This window comes from Pseudomonas saponiphila (assembly GCF_900105185.1).
Taxonomy (GTDB): Bacteria; Pseudomonadota; Gammaproteobacteria; order Pseudomonadales; family Pseudomonadaceae; genus Aquipseudomonas; species Aquipseudomonas saponiphila.
This window is the reverse complement of the sequence record NZ_FNTJ01000002.1, coordinates 44,056-60,707: the sequence shown is the minus strand read 5'-3', so window position 1 is coordinate 60,707 and position 16,652 is coordinate 44,056. Positions and strand designations below refer to the sequence as shown.

At 62.9% G+C, this 16,652-nt stretch carries 18 protein-coding genes; 10 read left to right on the top strand and 8 right to left on the bottom strand.

Features of this window, described 5'->3' with window-relative positions; translation table 11 throughout:
* From BLV47_RS22150 to lptM, 4 genes are read right to left on the bottom strand one after another with little or no spacing between them, the layout of a single operon-like run.
* On the bottom strand, positions 1 to 726 hold the full coding sequence (locus BLV47_RS22150) for a DUF484 family protein (RefSeq protein WP_092317524.1): 726 nt from the start codon (positions 724 to 726) through the stop codon (positions 1 to 3).
* Between the two features lie 13 nt (positions 727 to 739).
* On the bottom strand, positions 740 to 1,570 hold the full coding sequence (gene dapF, locus BLV47_RS22145) for a diaminopimelate epimerase (protein ID WP_047306595.1): 831 nt from the start codon (positions 1,568 to 1,570) through the stop codon (positions 740 to 742).
* Positions 1,571 to 1,574: 4 nt separating this feature from the next.
* Complete coding sequence (gene lysA / locus BLV47_RS22140; protein ID WP_092317521.1) at positions 1,575 to 2,822, bottom strand: diaminopimelate decarboxylase; 1,248 nt, start codon at positions 2,820 to 2,822, stop codon at positions 1,575 to 1,577.
* A gap of 9 nt (positions 2,823 to 2,831) precedes the next feature.
* Positions 2,832 to 2,990 (bottom strand): LPS translocon maturation chaperone LptM, encoded by a 159-nt coding sequence (gene lptM, locus BLV47_RS22135; RefSeq protein ID WP_082729310.1) that lies wholly within the window; start codon positions 2,988 to 2,990, stop codon positions 2,832 to 2,834.
* Between the two features lie 239 nt (positions 2,991 to 3,229).
* Between lptM and cyaY the strand changes: the two genes are divergently transcribed.
* The 3 genes from cyaY to rnk all read left to right on the top strand — a co-directional run bounded on the left by cyaY (position 3,230) and on the right by rnk (position 4,356).
* Positions 3,230 to 3,562: an iron donor protein CyaY gene (gene cyaY, locus BLV47_RS22130; protein WP_092317518.1), complete on the top strand. Its 333-nt coding sequence runs from the start codon at positions 3,230 to 3,232 to the stop codon at positions 3,560 to 3,562.
* A gap of 4 nt (positions 3,563 to 3,566) precedes the next feature.
* A complete protein-coding gene (locus tag BLV47_RS22125; RefSeq protein WP_092320554.1) occupies positions 3,567 to 3,800 on the top strand; it encodes a DUF1289 domain-containing protein in 234 nt (77 codons plus the stop codon).
* A gap of 142 nt (positions 3,801 to 3,942) precedes the next feature.
* Positions 3,943 to 4,356 (top strand): nucleoside diphosphate kinase regulator, encoded by a 414-nt coding sequence (gene rnk / locus BLV47_RS22120; RefSeq protein ID WP_011064182.1) that lies wholly within the window; start codon positions 3,943 to 3,945, stop codon positions 4,354 to 4,356.
* Positions 4,357 to 4,362: 6 nt separating this feature from the next.
* On the opposite strand, the gene BLV47_RS22115 is transcribed toward rnk, so the two are convergent.
* The 3 genes from BLV47_RS22115 to BLV47_RS22105 all read right to left on the bottom strand — a co-directional run bounded on the left by BLV47_RS22115 (position 4,363) and on the right by BLV47_RS22105 (position 8,101).
* Entirely contained in the window at positions 4,363 to 7,209 is a 2,847-nt protein-coding gene (locus BLV47_RS22115; protein ID WP_092317515.1) for a class I adenylate cyclase, read from the bottom strand.
* Between the two features lie 168 nt (positions 7,210 to 7,377).
* Positions 7,378 to 7,623: a TIGR02647 family protein gene (locus BLV47_RS22110; protein ID WP_016966944.1), complete on the bottom strand. Its 246-nt coding sequence runs from the start codon at positions 7,621 to 7,623 to the stop codon at positions 7,378 to 7,380.
* A gap of 193 nt (positions 7,624 to 7,816) precedes the next feature.
* Complete coding sequence (locus BLV47_RS22105) at positions 7,817 to 8,101, bottom strand: hypothetical protein (protein WP_092317512.1); 285 nt, start codon at positions 8,099 to 8,101, stop codon at positions 7,817 to 7,819.
* Between the two features lie 125 nt (positions 8,102 to 8,226).
* Here BLV47_RS22105 and BLV47_RS22100 point away from each other — a divergent pair, with 125 nt between their 5' ends.
* On the top strand, positions 8,227 to 8,886 hold the full coding sequence (locus BLV47_RS22100; RefSeq protein ID WP_092317509.1) for a glutathione S-transferase family protein: 660 nt from the start codon (positions 8,227 to 8,229) through the stop codon (positions 8,884 to 8,886).
* 64 nt (positions 8,887 to 8,950) lie between these two features.
* Here BLV47_RS22100 and argH read toward each other — a convergent pair whose 3' ends face one another.
* On the bottom strand, positions 8,951 to 10,345 hold the full coding sequence (gene argH, locus BLV47_RS22095; RefSeq protein ID WP_092317506.1) for an argininosuccinate lyase: 1,395 nt from the start codon (positions 10,343 to 10,345) through the stop codon (positions 8,951 to 8,953).
* A 622-nt stretch (positions 10,346 to 10,967) separates the two neighbouring features.
* Here argH and BLV47_RS22085 point away from each other — a divergent pair.
* From BLV47_RS22085 to BLV47_RS22060, 6 genes are all read left to right on the top strand, one after another.
* A complete protein-coding gene (locus BLV47_RS22085; RefSeq protein WP_092317500.1) occupies positions 10,968 to 11,714 on the top strand; it encodes a LytR/AlgR family response regulator transcription factor in 747 nt (248 codons plus the stop codon).
* 126 nt (positions 11,715 to 11,840) lie between these two features.
* Positions 11,841 to 12,782, top strand: a complete 942-nt coding sequence (gene hemC, locus BLV47_RS22080) for a hydroxymethylbilane synthase (RefSeq protein WP_092317497.1) — start codon at positions 11,841 to 11,843, stop codon at positions 12,780 to 12,782.
* On the top strand, positions 12,779 to 13,546 hold the full coding sequence (locus tag BLV47_RS22075) for a uroporphyrinogen-III synthase (protein WP_092317494.1): 768 nt from the start codon (positions 12,779 to 12,781) through the stop codon (positions 13,544 to 13,546). Before hemC ends, BLV47_RS22075 begins: the two co-directional genes overlap by 4 nt.
* 16 nt (positions 13,547 to 13,562) lie before the next feature.
* Positions 13,563 to 14,702, top strand: a complete 1,140-nt coding sequence (locus BLV47_RS22070) for a uroporphyrinogen-III C-methyltransferase (protein WP_092317491.1) — start codon at positions 13,563 to 13,565, stop codon at positions 14,700 to 14,702.
* A complete protein-coding gene (locus BLV47_RS22065) occupies positions 14,699 to 15,937 on the top strand; it encodes a heme biosynthesis protein HemY (RefSeq protein ID WP_092317488.1) in 1,239 nt (412 codons plus the stop codon). The genes BLV47_RS22070 and BLV47_RS22065 overlap by 4 nt, the downstream gene beginning before the upstream one ends.
* Before the next feature lie 164 nt (positions 15,938 to 16,101).
* The gene (locus tag BLV47_RS22060; RefSeq protein ID WP_092317484.1) at positions 16,102 to 16,623 is read left to right on the top strand and encodes a disulfide bond formation protein B; all 522 of its coding nucleotides are present in this window, start codon (positions 16,102 to 16,104) and stop codon (positions 16,621 to 16,623) included.
* Positions 16,624 to 16,652: the final 29 nt, after the last annotated feature.

The window sequence follows — 16,652 nt, the reverse complement described above, 5'->3', positions numbered from 1 at the left end:
TCAGCGTACCGAGCGTAGCGAGTGGGTGAAGCGCGGCAGAACCCGGCCGGTGACTTCGGCGATGTAGTTGAGGAACAGGGTGCCGACCGAGCTCTTGTAGTGCTGCGGATCACGGCTGGCAATGGCCAGGACGCCATGCATGCCCTGATGCGCCAGGGCGACCACCGCGGTGGAGCCGATCTGCTTGCGCTGTTCTTCGCCGAAGAGGAAGTCCAGCTCATGTTCGCGCAGGTTGCCGCTGACACTCTTGCCTTCAGACAGCAGGCCGCCGATGGCGCCCTGGGCTTCGGCCGCCGAGACCCAGCGACCCACCGGCATCGCGTTGTCGCTGAACAGGATCAGGCTGACGAAGGGCACCTGGAAGTCCTGGCGCAGGCTGTCCTCGACACTCATCACCACTTCTTCCAGGCTGCTGGCGTCCATCAGCGCGAGAATCAGGCGGCGGGTCTTGTCGAACAGGCGGTCGTTGTCCCGGGCTACATCCATCAGTTGCGACAGGCGATGGCGCATCTCGATGTTGCGCTCGCGCAGGATCTTCATCTGTCGCTCCACCAGCGACACGGTATCGCCGCGCTGGTGCGGAATGCGCATGGCCGGGAGCAACTCGTCGTGGTCGACGAAGAAGTCCGGATGGGCCTCCAGGTACGCAGCGACGGCGGCTGCGTCCAGGTCGGCAGAAGGCGTTGGGTCGGGCTTTGCGGCGGGAGCCTGGGGCTGATCAGTCATGGGTTTCGCTCACTTAAAGACGCACCTGTCCTTCGTATACGCGTACTGCCGGGCCGGTCATCATCACCGGTTGGCCTGGACCTGCCCATTCGATGGACAGGCGTCCGCCTGGCAGGTCGATCAATAGTGGCGAATCCATCCACCCCTGGCTGATCGCGGCCACTGCTGCTGCGCAGGCACCGGTGCCGCAGGCCTGGGTTTCCCCGGCGCCGCGTTCCCAGACCCGCAATTGCGCGCGCTGACGGTCCAGCACCTGGAGAAAACCGACATTGACCCGCGCCGGGAAGCGCGGGTGATGCTCGATCTTCGGCCCCAGCTCGTGCACCGGCGCGCTGTTGATGTCATCCACCCGCAGCACGGCGTGGGGGTTGCCCATGGACACGGCGGCCAGCTCGACCTGGACGCCATCGACGTCCAGCGTGTAGCTGTTGGCCTGGGCCGGTGCCTGGAACGGGATATCCGCCGGCACCAGGCGTGGCGCCCCCATGTTGACGCTGATCTGACCGTCGTTGCGCACGTCCAGTTCGATCACGCCACTCTTGGTCTCGACGCGGATCTGGCGCTTGGTGGTCAGGCGCTTGTCCAGCACGAAGCGGGCGAAGCAGCGGGCACCGTTGCCGCACTGTTCCACTTCGGAACCATCGGAGTTGAAGATCCGATAACGGAAATCCACGTCCGGGTTGCTCGGGGCCTCGACGATCAGCAACTGATCGAAGCCGATCCCGGTGTTGCGATCACCCCATTGCTTGGCGTGCTTGGGCAGAATATGCGCGTGCTGGCTGACCAGGTCGAGAACCATGAAGTCATTGCCCAGGCCGTGCATCTTGGTAAAACGCAGCAGCATGGTCTTACTCCGGCAGCAGGCTTTCGCCAGCGAATAACTCGGCCACCGTCTCGCGGCGACGCACTTCAACAGCCTGGTCGCCATCGACCAGCACTTCAGCGGCACGGCCGCGGGTGTTGTAGTTCGAGCTCATGACGAAACCATAGGCGCCAGCGGAATGCACCGCCAGCAGGTCGCCCTCGGCCAGGGCCAGGGAGCGTTCCTTGGCGAGGAAGTCGCCGGTTTCACAGATCGGGCCGACGATGTCGTAGGTACGGGGTTCGGCGTCGCGTGGTTGCACGGCGCTGACGTCCATCCAGGCCTGGTACAGCGCCGGGCGGATCAGGTCGTTCATGGCGCCGTCGACGATGGCGAAATCCTTGTGTTCGGTGTGCTTGAGGTACTCGACCCGGGTCAGCAGCACGCCGGCGTTGGCGACGATGAAACGGCCCGGTTCGAACACCAGGGCCAGGTCACGGCCGTCCAGGCGCTGGCGCACGGCCTTGACGTAGTCGGCGGCCAGTGGTGGTTCTTCGTCGCGATACCGCACGCCCAGGCCGCCACCCAGATCGATGTGGCGCAGATAGATGCCGCATTCGCCAAGGCGATCCACCAGCTCCAGCAGGCGGTCGAGGGCGTCGATGAAGGGTTCCAGGGTGGTCAGTTGCGAGCCGATATGGCAGTCGACTCCGACGATCTCCAGGTTCGGCAGCTGCGCGGCGCGGATGTACACATCCTCGGCCGTCGCAATGTCGATGCCGAACTTGTTTTCCTTGAGTCCGGTGGAGATGTAGGGGTGGGTGCCGGCGTCGACGTCGGGGTTGACCCGCAGCGATATCGGCGCGCGAACTCCCAGCTCGGCGGCCACCTGTTGCAGGCGTTCCAGTTCTTCGGCGGATTCGACGTTGAAGCAATGGACGCCGACTTGCAGGGCGCGACGCATGTCGTCACGGGTCTTGCCGACACCGGAAAAGACGATCTTGTCGGCCTGGCCGCCAGCGGCCAGGACCCGCTCCAGTTCGCCCCGGGAGACGATATCGAACCCTGCGCCCAGGCGGGCCAGGACATTCAGCACGCCCAGGTTGGAGTTGGCCTTTACCGCGAAGCAGACCAGATGCGGCATGCCGGCAAGCGCCTCGGCATAAGCCAGGTACTGGGCCTCGATATGTGCTCGGGAATAGACGTAGGTCGGCGTGCCGAAACGCTCGGCAATGGCGGACAGGGCTACGCCTTCCGCGAACAGCTCACCGTCGCGGTAGTTGAAAGCGTCCATGGTGAGCCCTTAGTAGGTGTCGTGCTTGTGCGACTTCGATTGCGACTTGGCCTGCTCTTCAGGGGATTTGCTGTCATCAGGCAGATACAGCGGGCCTTTCTGGCCACAGGCAGTAACAAGGCAGGCAACCGCGACGAGCGCAGCGAGGGAAGAGATCAGGCGCTTCATGGCGAAATCCTTGAGAATGCGTAAATTGCGCCCGAGTATACCGGCCACCCGGCAGCTTGCCTATGCAGCGTAACTCCCGTCCAGCGGGCCTTTGCCAGGCCCCGTTCAGGGAGTTTGGATGGCTGGCGGCGCAATGGGCGTCGCATTTGTCCGCCTGTTCGGTATCCTTTGCATTCGCCGGGGAGCGCCCGTATCTTGCGGCGCTTGAGCGTGAGTAGACACTATTCGAGGTTCCCGCAATGAGTTTGACCGAAGCCCGTTTTCACGACCTGGTGGACGCTACCCAGCAGACGCTGGAGGATATTTTCGATGAGAGCGACCTGGACATCGACCTGGAAAACTCGGCCGGTGTGCTCACCGTCAAGTTCGACAACGGCAGCCAGGTGATCTTCAGCCGCCAGGAACCTCTGCGCCAACTGTGGCTGGCGGCCCGATCCGGTGGTTTCCACTTCGACTACGACGAGGAAAGCGAACGCTGGATGTGCGACAAGAGCGAGGAGCAGTTGGGCGAGATGCTGGAACGCATCGTCTTCGAACAGGCGGACATCAAGCTTGAGTTCGAAGGGCTTTGAGATCGTGACCGAGCCCGCTGCCGTGCGCCCGCCCAAGCCTCTCTACAGCAACGTCAGTCCGGCGGTGAGTTCGCCGTGCATCAGCCTGTGCCGTCTTGATGAGCAGAAGGTCTGTCGCGGCTGCTTTCGTCATGTGGAGGACATTCGCGAATGGCGCTCGGCCGATGATCAGCGCCGGCGAGTGATCTGCGCCCAGGCGTTGCTGCGCAAGCAGAGCGTGGCCGCGGAGGGCCGCTAGGTTCGTACTTGTACGGTTTGTTTATTCAGTGTGCTGTGATAGTGTCCGGCTTCGCCTCGCTACATCGAGGCCGGTGAGAACCCCGTCTTATTTGGCGGGGTTTTGCTTTTTTGTGCAGAAAAAATAGGAGTCAGCCAGGATCATGAGTACTGCACCATCCATCATCCTTACCCGCCTTGACGTACAACGTCTGGAGCGTCTGATCGACAGCCTGGACGACTCGCTGCCAGGCGTCATTGCACTGCAAACCGAGTTGGATCGTGCCGAAACGCTGGTGGGTCACGATGAAGTTCCGGCCGGTGTCGTCACCATGAATTCGCGTGTGCACTGCCGTGAAGAAAGCAGCGGCAAGGACTATCACCTGACTCTGGTTTATCCACAGGACGCCAATGCCGACGAGGGCAAGATTTCGATCCTCGCGCCAGTGGGCAGCGCCTTGCTGGGCCTGCAGGTCGGTCAATACATCGACTGGCCGGCTCCAGGCGGCAAGACCCTGAAGCTGACGCTACTGGAAGTGGAATACCAGCCGGAAGCCGCCGGCGACTACCACCTCTGATCGCGCCTAGACCTGCTCGAGCGCGTCATTCAGCGCGCGCTCCAGGCTGGCCTTGTAACGCAGGTAGAGAATGCTCGGGCTTTGTCCATCGCCGAGCAGGCCGGACAGATCCAGGTCGGTGATGTAGCAGCGATAGCGCTGCGGTTCGCGGCGCTGGGCGACGATGTCCTGAGCCACTGCGCCAAACAGCTGATCACCATGTTCCAGCTCGGAAAACTCCCGTTGATTGCAGTACAGCGAGACTTGCACCTGACCCGGTGCGGCCTTGCCGATGATCGCCTGCACGTCATAAAAGGCTTTGTCGACCGGCGTCGGCGGCGCCGGGCGCGGCTCTACCCGGCGTGCTCGGCCGCTGCCCGAGGGCAATATCTGAAAGTAGAGTGTGTCCAAAGGTTTCTCGCCTGGGCTGCTGCTCATCGGCAATAGCGCGTCGCGACGGTAGAGAATCGACTGCAGGAAACGCTGCAGTGGCACCAGCAGGCTTTGCTCGTCGTGATAGGGCAGGGTTTGCTGCCACAGGGCATTGTGCTCATCGAGCAGGTACAGCTCGGCCTGCTCGTCGACGATTCGGTAGAACACCTGGATGCAGCCGGGCTGGCCCATGGGCAGGATCAGCGCCAGGTCGTGATCTTCCAGGGCCATTGGGTCCAGGTGCAAGGGGCTGTAGCAGGCCTGTTCCTGGCCCAGGTATTCCAGCAGTGCGGCGGGATGGGCCATGGCCTTGTGCCGGACCTGGCCGGCCACCAGTTCCAGGACGTGATAGTGCTGCTGCACCTGGATCAGGTAGCGGTAGTTGAGCTGGCTGAGCAACAAGTGCTGCGCGGTTTCGAACAGCTCCTCCACTCGCCGGGCGATGAATTGCGCGCGGTTGTGGCAGAAGCAGCGGACCCTCAGGCGCGGCTGGGGCCCGGCAGGCAGGCTGTTCAGGTAGTCGCGCAGGCAATCGAGCAGTGCGTGCTCGGCGTCGTAGCGCTCGACCATGACCTCGTTCCAGCTATTGAGAGTGACCTGATCCAGGGTCAGCACCAGATTTTCCCGGACCCCGGCGTAGCTCAGGGAGTCGGTGCGTTCGGTGGTCATGAGGATGTTCAGGTCGCGGTGGTGCTTGAGGGGGTCGACTCCGACATTCACCAGAATCAATACCTCGCCGGGTACGCTGGCGTGCAGTAGCTGGTCGTCCTCCACCGTGGCCAGCGGCAGGGCCACGGTCTGCTGCAGGCTGCCCAGCAGGTTGAACAGTTCGAACTCGCTCAGATCGCTGCTGCCAGGGTGCAAAGCCAGGCGCGTACTGCTATCGATCACCCCGTTGCGATGGCACCAGGTGAGCAGTTCCAGCAGTTCCCGGCTGCGCTTGATCGGGGCGAAATGTTCCGATTCCAGAGCGGTCAGGTTGCCGTTGTACAGCCCCCAGTAGGTTTGTCCCGGTTCTTTCTTGTTCGGCGACTGCACCAGGGTCAGGGTGTCCTCCGCGAGGTCCGGGGCAATGCCGGGGTTGATGAACTCGATCTTCCTGGCCTTGCGTTCGAAGGCGGCGTACAGGCGTCGGCCCAGCACGTTCAAATCGCGCTTGTTGATCAGACTGGCAGCCTGCTCGGTGCGGGCGAACTGGGTCAGGAAGCGATAGCTGTAGTTGAGCTCGTTGACCAGGGCCCGGCGCTCGCTGCTGACCTGGCGCACTTTCCATTGACTGCGACTGTCCAGCAGGGCCAGCTGGCGCTGGTCCCAGCCCCACTCGCTGGCCAGGCGTTCCAGCAGGGCCCGCTGCCAGTTCGGGCTGCGGGCGCCATTGCCATGGGTGAGCTTGCGATTGACCTTGAGGTACAGGCTGCGTCTTACCAGCTCCAGTCGTTCCGGCTCTCCCCGGGCCTTGAGGTATTCCTCGATGCGCCGGTAGACCACGATATAGGGGTCGAGCTCGTCCAGATCCAGGCGGTTGGCGAACACCGCCTGCTTGAAGCGCAGGCTCAGGCACTGGACCCTGGGATGTTCACTGGCGTAGACCTCGATCAGCAGCAGCTTGAGTACCGATTTGTAGGGTGATTCGATGCCCTTGAACAGCTGCCAGAGTCCGGCCCCGATGAACTCGCCGGGTGGAATGCGTGCCAGGTGGCCCAGGTCCAGATTCTCTTCGGCGGGTACGAAACGCTTGGAGAGCAGGATGTGGATGTAGCGCTCATAGCGGGACTCCTCGTACACCGGCACCAGCCACCAGAGCGGCGTGCGTCCGGCCAGCCAGATGGCGGTGCGGTAGAACTCGTCCAGTAGCAGGTAATGCTGGGTGGTGCCGCAATCATCCGAACTGAGCTGGGTGTCACGTTCGCCACGGACAAAGCGGCTGGGCTCGATCAGGAAGAAATGCGCTTCGGCGCCCTGGCTGGCGGCCCAGGCTTCCAGCAACTGGCATTTCTTCTGCAGTTCGGCCAGCTCGGTTTCACTCAAGTCTGCGGCGTGGCAAACCCAGACATCCATATCGCTCTGGTCGGCCTGGGCCAGGGTGCCCAGGCTGCCCATGAGAAACAGCCCGTGAATCGGCCGCGGCGGGTTGCCATGGCGCGGCTTGTAGGAAAAGGATCGGGTCAGGCGCTGGGCTTCGGCCAGCGCCTGTGGATCGGGTTCATAGTTGGACAGCCCCGCCGGGGTGGCGCCGGAGACATAACCGGGCAGCAGCGGGTGATTGACGTGAAAGAACAGCGGTAGCAGGTTGAGGACCAGTTGCTGGCGCGCCGACAATCCCTCCATTGCCCGAGCCAGGCGTCCTTGATTGACGGTCAGGAAGCGCGTGCGCAGTTGGCTGAGAACCTTGCGATCGATTCCTTCATCCAGAACGGGACGGATTTCATGGGTATGGGGCATTTCAAGCGGAGCTCGAAGGTGACGGGGTTCGGAACGGCAGCAGTTTAGCGTCAGACAGGGCCGAGTCTTAAGCTCAATTTATTTTTTGACGCCAGATTTCTAGCGTATTGGCGGGAGGGTGCCTACGGAATCCGACAGACGGGAACCCCGCAGGCCGAGGAGCGATGTTCAGGCGGTTTCTTTGACGCTCAGGATGGTCAGCAGGCCTTGGGCGTGTTCGGCGGCGTCGCGGCCAAGACTGGTCAGGTAGCCTCCATCGGCTTGGGTAATCAGTTCTTTGTCAAACAGGCGTTGGGCAGCGGCAATGGCGGAAGGGGCAGCGGTCTGATGGATTTTCAGGCCTTCCTGGGAGTTGTCCAGATTGAAGAGTGCAAGGATTTCCAGTTCGGCAACCAACTCAGGGGTATACGACATAAGGACTCCAGACTTTCTAGGAATGAGAGGTCAGCGTTCTTAAGGTGACCGCAGAACGGCGGCGTGTCCAGCGTTCGCTGAGGACTTTTGTACCTGTGGGTGGCGGCGTTTGGCCGCAGGGTGCTGCCAGTGTAGTCGGGGCGCGAGCGCGGTGCCGGAGCGTTGCTGTGGGCAGCGCTCCGGTGCTGCGGGCTCAGGGCTTCTCGGGAGGCAGTTGCGGCAGGGCGCGCAAGGCGGCTTCGTACCATTGGGTATCGAAGGCGCGGTCTTCCTCGAGAATCGCATCGATCTCGATGGCCAGGACGTGAGCCATCAGATTGAGGATTTCCTCCCGTTCGTAACCCACCAGGGTCAGTTTGTTGAACGTGGCTTTGGCCGCCGGCGGGTTGTCGCTCTCGATCTGGTTTTCGATCGCTTCGATCAGGGTGTTTTCGGCGAACTCTTCTTCGTCGTTGTCGATATCGGTTGGCTCGCTCATGGCAGGCTCCTCAAGGAAAGGTCGCCAGTTTACTCGTATTCAGGGCGGTGATGCTGCTGGCCAGAAGCGCATCGAGCCTCTATAAAAAATGCTGCCAACCCCCTGCACGGCCTGGAGGCTATGTGATGCTCAAGCTTTACGGTTTCGCTGTCAGCAACTACTACAACATGGTCAAGCTGGCGCTGCTGGAGAAAGGCCTGCCTTTCGAAGAGGTGCCTTTTTCCGGTGGCCAGACTCCGGAGGCATTGGCCATCAGTCCACGGGGCAAGGTTCCGGTACTTGAGGTCGAGCACGGATACCTGAACGAAACCAGTGTGATTCTCGAATACCTGGAGCACACCCAGCCGGGTCGGGCGTTGTTGCCCAGCGATCCATTCCAGCGGGCCCAGGTGCTGGCGCTGGCCAGGGAGATCGAACTGTATATCGAGCTGCCGGCGCGGGCCTGTTATCCCGAGGCGTTCTTCGGTATGTCGGTGGCCCCGGCGATCCAGGAAAAGTCCAAGGCTGAGTTGCTGCTAGGGTTTGCCTCCCTGGCGCGGCACGGCAAATTTGCGCCTTATGTGGCCGGTGACAGCCTGAGTGTGGCGGATCTGTATTTCCTTTACAGCGTGACCCTGGCTCGGGTGGTCGGGCACAAGCTGTTCGGGGTGGACTTTCTGGAGGGAATGCCGGCGGCGAAAGCCTTGCTGGAGCGTCTGGAGCAGTTGCCCAATGCCCAGCGAGTAGCGGCGGATAGAGAAGCGGCGATGCCGCAGTTCCTGGCCATGGTGGCGGCCAGGAAGTAGCGGCGCTCAAGGCGGCGCGGGTGACTGGTCAGCCTGCTGAGGCAGCAGGCTGACCAGCGACGGCCTAGCGGCTGGCGAGCAAGGCCTGGCCGCGAGTCACGGCAGCCCGGACCTGGGCCGGTGCGGTGCCGCCGATATGGTTACGGGCATTCACCGAACCTTCCAGGGTCAGCACGGCGAACACGTCCTGCTCGATCTGGTCGCTGAACTGGCGCAGTTCTTCCAGGCTCATTTCTGCCAGGTCCTTGCCGCTCTCCACGCCGTACTTCACCGCGTGGCCGACGATTTCGTGGCAGTCGCGGAAGGGCAGGCCACGGCGCACCAAGTAGTCTGCCAAGTCGGTGGCGGTGGAGAAACCGCGCAGGGCGGCCTCACGCATGATGGCGTGCTTGGGCTTGATGGCCGGGATCATGTCGGCGAAGGCCCGCAGCGAGTCGCGCAAGGTGTCGGCGGCGTCGAACAGCGGTTCCTTGTCTTCCTGATTGTCCTTGTTGTAGGCCAGAGGCTGGCCCTTCATCAGGGTCAGCAGGCCCATCAGCGCGCCGAATACCCGGCCGCTCTTGCCGCGTACCAGTTCCGGTACGTCGGGGTTTTTCTTTTGCGGCATGATCGAGCTGCCGGTGCAGAAACGGTCCGGCAGATCGATGAACTGGAACTGCGCGCTGGTCCACAGCACCAGTTCTTCAGAGAAGCGCGACAGGTGCATCATCGCCACGCTGGCGGCGGCGCAGAATTCGATGGCGAAATCGCGGTCCGACACGCTGTCCAGGGAGTTGCCGCCCACGGCTTCAAAGCCCAGTAGCTGGCAGGTCAGCTCGCGATCGATCGGGTAGGTGGTGCCGGCCAGCGCGGCGCTGCCCAGGGGCATGCGGTTGGTGCGCTTGCGGCAGTCCACCAGGCGTTCGTAGTCACGGCTGAGCATTTCAAACCAGGCCAGCATGTGGTGGCCGAAGGTCACGGGCTGGGCGGTCTGCAGGTGGGTGAAGCCCGGCATGATGCTTTCGGCCTCACGCTCGGCCAGCTCCAGCAGGCCTTTTTGCAGGCGGGTGATCTCGGCCAGGATCAGGTCGATCTCGTCCCGCAGCCACAGGCGGATATCGGTGGCCACCTGATCGTTGCGGCTGCGGCCGGTGTGCAGTTTCTTGCCGGTGATGCCGATGCGGTCGGTCAGGCGCGCCTCGATGTTCATGTGCACGTCTTCTAGATCCACGCGCCAGTCGAAGCTGCCGGCCTCGATCTCGCCCTGGATGGTCTTCAGGCCGTCGATGATGCTGTCGCGCTCGGCGTCGGTGAGCACGCCGACCTTGGCCAGCATCGTGGCGTGGGCAATGGAGCCCATGATGTCGTGGCGATACAGGCGCTGGTCGAAAGTGACAGAGGCGGTGAAGCGGGCGACGAAGGCGTCGACGGGTTCACTGAAGCGGCCGCCCCAGGACTGATTGGTCTTGTCAGTGCTCATGAATTCGCTCGTGATCTGCTGAAGGAAGATGGCGTAAAAACAGGCGCCGATGATAACAGGGTTGCCTCGGCTGTCGCTGGCACTGGTCGGCAGCTTTTTTCTTCTGGGCGCCCCTGCATGTCTTGTCGCCGACCGTGAGGGCGCAGAGACTGGCGTCGGGACAATCCGCGGCGCATCGGGGGAAGGGGGCTTGAGTGCGGATGGTGATATCGATCAAACGATATTTGTCGATTGAGCAATATCGTCTTGGCAACCGTCTACAGTTGGACAAGAGGACCGGCACAATTGCGTAACACCCTCTCGCGTGTTCGCAGTAGGTCTGTCCATCGAGTTCACTCCGCGCAGGTTCTGGCAATCCGCCCATGAAAAGAGGCGGGTGCGGACCAGGTGGACGCCGACCACAGTCACGAGGGGGCTTTGTGTTGAATACCAGCATTCCCTGCGGCACCGTCGCGCAGCCACCGACCTTGGGCGGTATCGGGCAGGTACGGGTAAATATTGGTGCCCGACTTGCGGCACTTTTTGGCCTTCGCACTAGTCTTAGCGTGGATCGCGGTGACGGACGTCACTCCACCTGTCTACGCTATCCATGTGCGAGACTCACGCAGGAATCCAGCGCAATATGAATGTCCTGATCGTTGATGACGAACCCCTAGCCCGCGAGCGCCTGAGCCGGATGGTCAGCGAGCTTGAGGGATACAATGTCCTGGAGCCCAGCGCCACCAATGGCGAAGAGGCATTGAGCCTGATCGACAGCCTGAAGCCGGATATCGTCTTGCTCGATGTCCGCATGCCGGGTCTGGATGGTCTGCAGGTTGCCGGCAAATTGTGCGAACGCGAGACGCCTCCGGCGCTGGTGTTTTGTGCGGCTCCGGATGAATTCGCCCTTGAGGCCTTCAATGCCAGTGGTGTCTGCCACCTGGTCAAGCCTGTGCGCCCCGAGCTGTTGCTCGAAGCCTTGAAAGCGGCTGAAAAGCCCAACCGTGTGCAACTGGCGGCCCTGACCCGGCCGGCAGCGGAGAGCGGCAACGGTCCGCGCAGCCACATCAGCGCGCGAACCCGCAAGGGCATCGAGCTGATTCCCCTGGCTCAGGTGGTGTATTTCATTGCCGATCACAAGTACGTGACCTTGCGTCACGAAAACGGCGAAGTGCTTCTGGACGAACCCTTGAAGGCCTTGGAGGATGAATTCGGTGATCGCTTCGTGCGTATCCACCGCAATGCATTGGTGGCCCGCGAGCGGATCGAACGCTTGCAACGCACGCCGCTGGGGCACTTCCAGCTGTATCTCAAGGGGCTCAATGGCGATGCCCTGATCGTCAGTCGGCGCCATGTAGCTGGCGTGCGCAAGATGATGCAACAGCTCTAGCGCACTAATTTGCCCGCATATCTAGGCAGGCCCGGCGTCGGGAGGACGCTGCGTTTCTGATACAAGTCAAAGCTGCTTTGGCTGAGCTGTTATTATCTGCCGTATCTATTCAGTACGGATTGATCCATGTCCTCTCGCGAAATCCGCATCGCTACCCGCAAAAGTGCTCTGGCCTTGTGGCAGGCCGAATACGTCAAAGCCCGTCTGCAAGAGGCCCATCCGGGCCTTGTGGTGACCCTGGTGCCCATGGTCAGCCGTGGCGACAAACTGCTGGACTCGCCCCTGTCGAAAATCGGCGGCAAGGGGCTGTTCGTCAAGGAGCTGGAAACCGCACTGCTGGAAAACCAGGCCGATATCGCCGTGCACTCGATGAAGGATGTGCCCATGGACTTCCCCGAAGGCCTGGGTCTGTTCTGCATCTGCGAGCGCGAAGACCCGCGCGACGCCTTTGTCTCCAATACCTACGAAAGCCTTGAGCAGTTGCCGCCAGGTAGCGTCGTGGGTACCTCCAGCCTGCGCCGCCAGGCCCAGTTGCTGACCCGTCGCCCCGACCTGCAGATCCGTTTTTTGCGGGGCAACGTCAATACCCGTCTGGCCAAGCTGGACGCCGGCGAATACGACGCCATCATCCTTGCGGCAGCTGGTCTGATCCGTCTGGGATTCGAAGACCGCATCAGCTCCTCGATCAGCGTCGACGATAGCCTGCCTGCCGGTGGCCAGGGCGCGGTCGGCATTGAATGTCGCAGTGCCGACACTGAAATCCACGCTCTGCTGGCCCCTCTGCACCATGCCGATACCGCCAGCCGGGTCATGGCCGAGCGCGCGTTGAACAAGCACCTCAACGGCGGCTGTCAGGTGCCGATCGCCTGTTACGCGGTGCTTGAGGGCGAGCAGATCTGGCTGCGCGGGCTGGTGGGCGAGCCCAGTGGCGGCCGCCTGCTCAGCGCGGAGGCTCGTGGCCCTAGGGCATCTGCCACCGAGTTGGGGGTGCAAGTGGCGGACGACCTGCTGGCGCAGGGCGCCGATGACATCCTGCGCGCGGTGTACGGCGAGGCGGAGCAGGAGTGACCGGCTGGCGCCTGCTGCTGACCCGGCCGAGCGAGGACTGCGCCGCACTGGCCGCGATCCTGGCCGACGCCCAGGTGTTCAGTAGCAGCCTGCCGTTGCTGGAGATTCAGGCCTTGCCCGTCACTGACGCGCAACGCGCGACCCTGCTTGAACTGGATCGTTACTGCGCGCTGATCGTGGTCAGCAAGCCGGCGGCACATCTTGGCTTGAAACTGCTGCGCGCCTATTGGCCGCAGCCCCCGTCCCAGAGCTGGTTTACCGTGGGCGCCGGTACCGGGCAGATCCTTGCGGACGCCGGTTTGCAGGTGTTTTATCCACACGCGGGCGATGACAGTGAAGCCTTGCTTGCCCTTCCCCAATTGCGCGAGGCTATCTGCCGGCCTGATCCCCGGGCGCTGATTGTGCGTGGCGAGGGCGGCCGTGAGCTGCTCTCTGAGCGCTTGCGTGAGCTTGGTGCTAGTGTCGATTATTTGGAACTCTACCGCCGGTGCCTGCCGCATTACGCCGAGGATGCGCTGCTTGAGCGGATTCAGGGGGAACGCTTGAACGGGCTGGTGGTCAGCAGTGGACAGGGTTTCAGCCATTTGCTGCAACTGGCCGGAGCGCACTGGCCGCAGTTGGCGCAGATGCCGTTGTTTGTTCCAAGCCCCCGGGTCGCCGACATGGCGCGTGCCGCCGGGGCGGAAAAAGTTGTGGATTGTCGCGGCGCCAGTGCCGCGGCTTTGCTAACGGCGTTACGGGAGCAACCCGTGCCCGTTCTCTAACGCAAAGGATGGATACGTGAGCGAAACAGCCTTGCCTAAAGATGAAGTCCAGCCGGTGCCCGAAACACCTGCTGAGCCCACGACCCCAACCGTTGAGCGTCGTGGCAACGGGTTGGCGCTACTGGCCCTGCTGCTGGGGGCGGCGGGTGTCGCGGCCGGTGGCTGGGGGATCTGGCAGGTGCGCAGCCTGCAAGCCAATCACCAGCAGCAACTGAGTCAGTTGCAGGCCCTGGGGGATCAGGCCCAGAGCTTCAAACTCAGTGAACAGCGCCTGACTGCGCGCCTGGAGCAGTTGCCGCCCGCCGACGAGCTGGAAGACCGGCGGCGTCTCGTGGCCCAGTTGCAAGGTGATCAGCAGCGTCTGAGCCAGCGTCTGGAAACCGTGCTGGGTGCCAGCCGCAAGGACTGGCGACTGGCGGAAGCCGAGCATCTGTTGCGCCTGGCCAGTCTGCGTCTGTCCGCTCTGCAGGACATCAGCAGTGCCCAGGCCCTGGTCCAGGGCGCCGACGACATCCTGCGTGAGCAGAACGACCCGGGCTCCTTCGCCGCTCGCGAACAGTTGGCCAAGAGCCTGGCGGCCTTGCGCAGTACCGAGCAGCCGGATCGCACCGGCCTGTTCCTGCAATTGGGTGCCTTGCGTGATCAGGTCCTGGAGCTGAGTGCGGTGGCGCCGGAATACAAGGACCGCGGCGAATCGTTGCTGGGGCTGACCGCCGACGGTGATGGCGCGAGCCGCTGGGCGCAGTGGTGGGATCAGATATCCCGCTATTTCCGCATCGACTTCAATGCCGACAAGAACATCCGACCGCTGCTGGCGGGGCAGGGCCTGACTCAGGTGCGCCTGGCCCTGAGTCTGGCGCTGGAGCAGGCCCAGTGGGCGGCCTTGAATGGCCAGGCGCCGGTTTATACCCAGGCCCTGACCGAGGCCCGGGATGTGCTGCTCGGCAACTTCAATCAGGACAATCCGCAGAGCAAGATCATGCTCGAGCGCCTGTCCGAACTGAGCAAGCAGCCGGTGACCGTGGTCACTCCAGACCTGGCCAAGACCCTGAGCGCGGTCCAGGCCTATCTTGAGCGGCGCAACCTCAACGCTGAGGACTCCATCAAGCCCCTGGCCAAACCTGCGGCAAACACCGCCCAGGAGACCAGCCCATGAAGCGCGCCTACGTGATTGTGCTGTTGGTCATCGCCGCCATTGGCTTGCTGGGGCTGGCCATCGCCGAGCATCCAGGTTACGTGCTGATCGCCTACAGCAACTTCCGCTACGAATCGAGCTTGTGGGCGACCCTGGCCCTGGTGGCGCTGGTCTGGCTGGTGATCTGGGGGATCAAGTTGTTGATCGAGCTGGTGATGGTTTCCGGTGGCGTGGTCAATCCCTGGTCGAGCCGCAATCGCAGTCGCCGGGTGCAGATCGCCATCGAGCAGGGCCAGATGGACCTGGCCGAAGGTCGCTGGGCCAGCGCGCAAAAGCACCTGTACCGTGCCGCCGAGGCCGAACGCCAGCCGCTGCTGTACTACCTCGGTGCGGCCCGTGCCGCCAACGAGCAAGGCCACTACGAAGAGTGCGACCGGCTACTGGAGCGGGCGCTGACCCGGCAGCCCCAGGCGGAGTTGGCGGTAGCTCTGAGCCATGCTCAGTTGCAGACCGACCGGGGCGATACCGAAGGCGCCCTAAGCACCCTGCAAGCCATGCACGAGCGTCATCCGCACAGCGTTCAGGTGTTGCGTCAGTTGCAGCGCTTGCATCAGCAGCGTGGCGACTGGTCGGCGTTGATCCGCTTGCTGCCCGAGTTGCGCAAGGACAAGGCGCTGCCGGCCAGCGAGTTGCAGGAACTGGAGCGTCGGGCCTGGGGCGAGAACCTGAGCCTGGCTGCACGTCGTGAAGAGGATCAGGTGGCGGGCTTGCAGTCTCTCAATCGCGCCTGGCAACAACTGACCTCGGCGCAACGCCAGGAGCCGCAACTGGTGTTGGCCTACGCCGAGCAGTTGCGTCAGTTGGGGGCCGGTGCCGAAGCCGAAGAGGCGCTGCGTACCGCCATAAAGCGCAAGTATGAAAGCCATCTGGCGCGGCTCTACGGCCTGGTGCGTGGAAGCGACCCGTCTCGTCAGTTGCAGACCGCCGAGCACTGGCTGAAGGAGCACGCTGACGATCCCGGTCTGCTGCTGACCCTGGGGCGTCTGTGCCTGCAGAACAGTCTGTGGGGCAAGGCCCGGGACTATCTGGAAAGCAGCCTGCGCCTGCAGCGCAACCCTGAAACCTGTGCCGAGCTGGCCCGGTTGCTGGCACAGTTGGGCGATACCGATCGCAGCAACCAACTGTTCCAGGAGGGGTTAGGCATGCTCGACGAGCGTCTGCTGGCATCACCGTTGCCGGTCCCGGCGCGGGCCTGAAGCGCTGCAAGGGCCGGTCGCCTGTAATGGGCAACCGGTCTTCTGGTCCGGGTTGCAGCACTTGCTCGCTGACTCTCGTCGATCGACTGCGGCATAGCGCTTCTTGAAAGCCGCGAGCGCTTTCTCTACCGTGGCTGCCTGTTTCTTTGTGTTACGGATATCTCATGTCGCTGGCCGGCTCCCGCGTGCTGTTCTCCCTGGTGTTCCTGGCGGGGGCCTTGGCCTCATGGGCGGCATTCAACCTGCAAACCGGTGGCGGCCTTGAGTCCTGTCCGTTGTGGGGGGCGCAGCGCCTGTTGCTGCTGATGTTCGGCGGGGTCAACCTGCTGGCTGTGGCGCAGGGACCGGGGCGTGTGGGGCGAGCGCTCTACTGGGGGCTCAACCTGATACTGGGCCTGCTCGGGGTGATCACCGCCGGGCGTCATGTGTTGCTGCAGAACATTCCTTCCGAGCAGCTCCTGGCCTGTCTGCCGGACATGCCTTTCATGCTGCGCCAGCTGTCCTGGTGGCAGGCGCTGCAATTGACCTTCATGGGCACTTCGGACTGCGCCGAGGTCACCTGGACGCTGCTGGACATGAGCCTGCCCGAGTGGAGTCTGCTGTTCTTCCTGATCATGCTGATCTTCAGCGGCTATCGCCTGCTGCGTATGGCGCGGGCTGCACGCCGGATTGAGGCGTTGCCCTGAGTCAGTGTTTGGAGGCAGGGCGCGGATTA

What these genes read in the sequence shown, in the direction of transcription:
- BLV47_RS22115 (WP_092317515.1), bottom strand. Translation starts at nt 7,209, where the DNA reads ATGCCCCATACCCATGAAATCCGTCCCGTTCTGGATGAAGGAATCGAT.
- lptM (WP_082729310.1), bottom strand. Translation starts at nt 2,990, where the DNA reads ATGAAGCGCCTGATCTCTTCCCTCGCTGCGCTCGTCGCGGTTGCCTGC.
- lysA (WP_092317521.1), bottom strand. Translation starts at nt 2,822, where the DNA reads ATGGACGCTTTCAACTACCGCGACGGTGAGCTGTTCGCGGAAGGCGTA.
- BLV47_RS22060 (WP_092317484.1), top strand. Translation starts at nt 16,102, where the DNA reads ATGTCGCTGGCCGGCTCCCGCGTGCTGTTCTCCCTGGTGTTCCTGGCG.
- rnk (WP_011064182.1), top strand. Translation starts at nt 3,943, where the DNA reads ATGAGTACTGCACCATCCATCATCCTTACCCGCCTTGACGTACAACGT.
- argH (WP_092317506.1), bottom strand. Translation starts at nt 10,345, where the DNA reads ATGAGCACTGACAAGACCAATCAGTCCTGGGGCGGCCGCTTCAGTGAA.
- dapF (WP_047306595.1), bottom strand. Translation starts at nt 1,570, where the DNA reads ATGCTGCTGCGTTTTACCAAGATGCACGGCCTGGGCAATGACTTCATG.
- BLV47_RS22150 (WP_092317524.1), bottom strand. Translation starts at nt 726, where the DNA reads ATGACTGATCAGCCCCAGGCTCCCGCCGCAAAGCCCGACCCAACGCCT.
- BLV47_RS22085 (WP_092317500.1), top strand. Translation starts at nt 10,968, where the DNA reads ATGAATGTCCTGATCGTTGATGACGAACCCCTAGCCCGCGAGCGCCTG.
- BLV47_RS22100 (WP_092317509.1), top strand. Translation starts at nt 8,227, where the DNA reads ATGCTCAAGCTTTACGGTTTCGCTGTCAGCAACTACTACAACATGGTC.
- BLV47_RS22110 (WP_016966944.1), bottom strand. Translation starts at nt 7,623, where the DNA reads ATGTCGTATACCCCTGAGTTGGTTGCCGAACTGGAAATCCTTGCACTC.
- cyaY (WP_092317518.1), top strand. Translation starts at nt 3,230, where the DNA reads ATGAGTTTGACCGAAGCCCGTTTTCACGACCTGGTGGACGCTACCCAG.
- hemC (WP_092317497.1), top strand. Translation starts at nt 11,841, where the DNA reads ATGTCCTCTCGCGAAATCCGCATCGCTACCCGCAAAAGTGCTCTGGCC.
- BLV47_RS22105 (WP_092317512.1), bottom strand. Translation starts at nt 8,101, where the DNA reads ATGAGCGAGCCAACCGATATCGACAACGACGAAGAAGAGTTCGCCGAA.
- BLV47_RS22065 (WP_092317488.1), top strand. Translation starts at nt 14,699, where the DNA reads ATGAAGCGCGCCTACGTGATTGTGCTGTTGGTCATCGCCGCCATTGGC.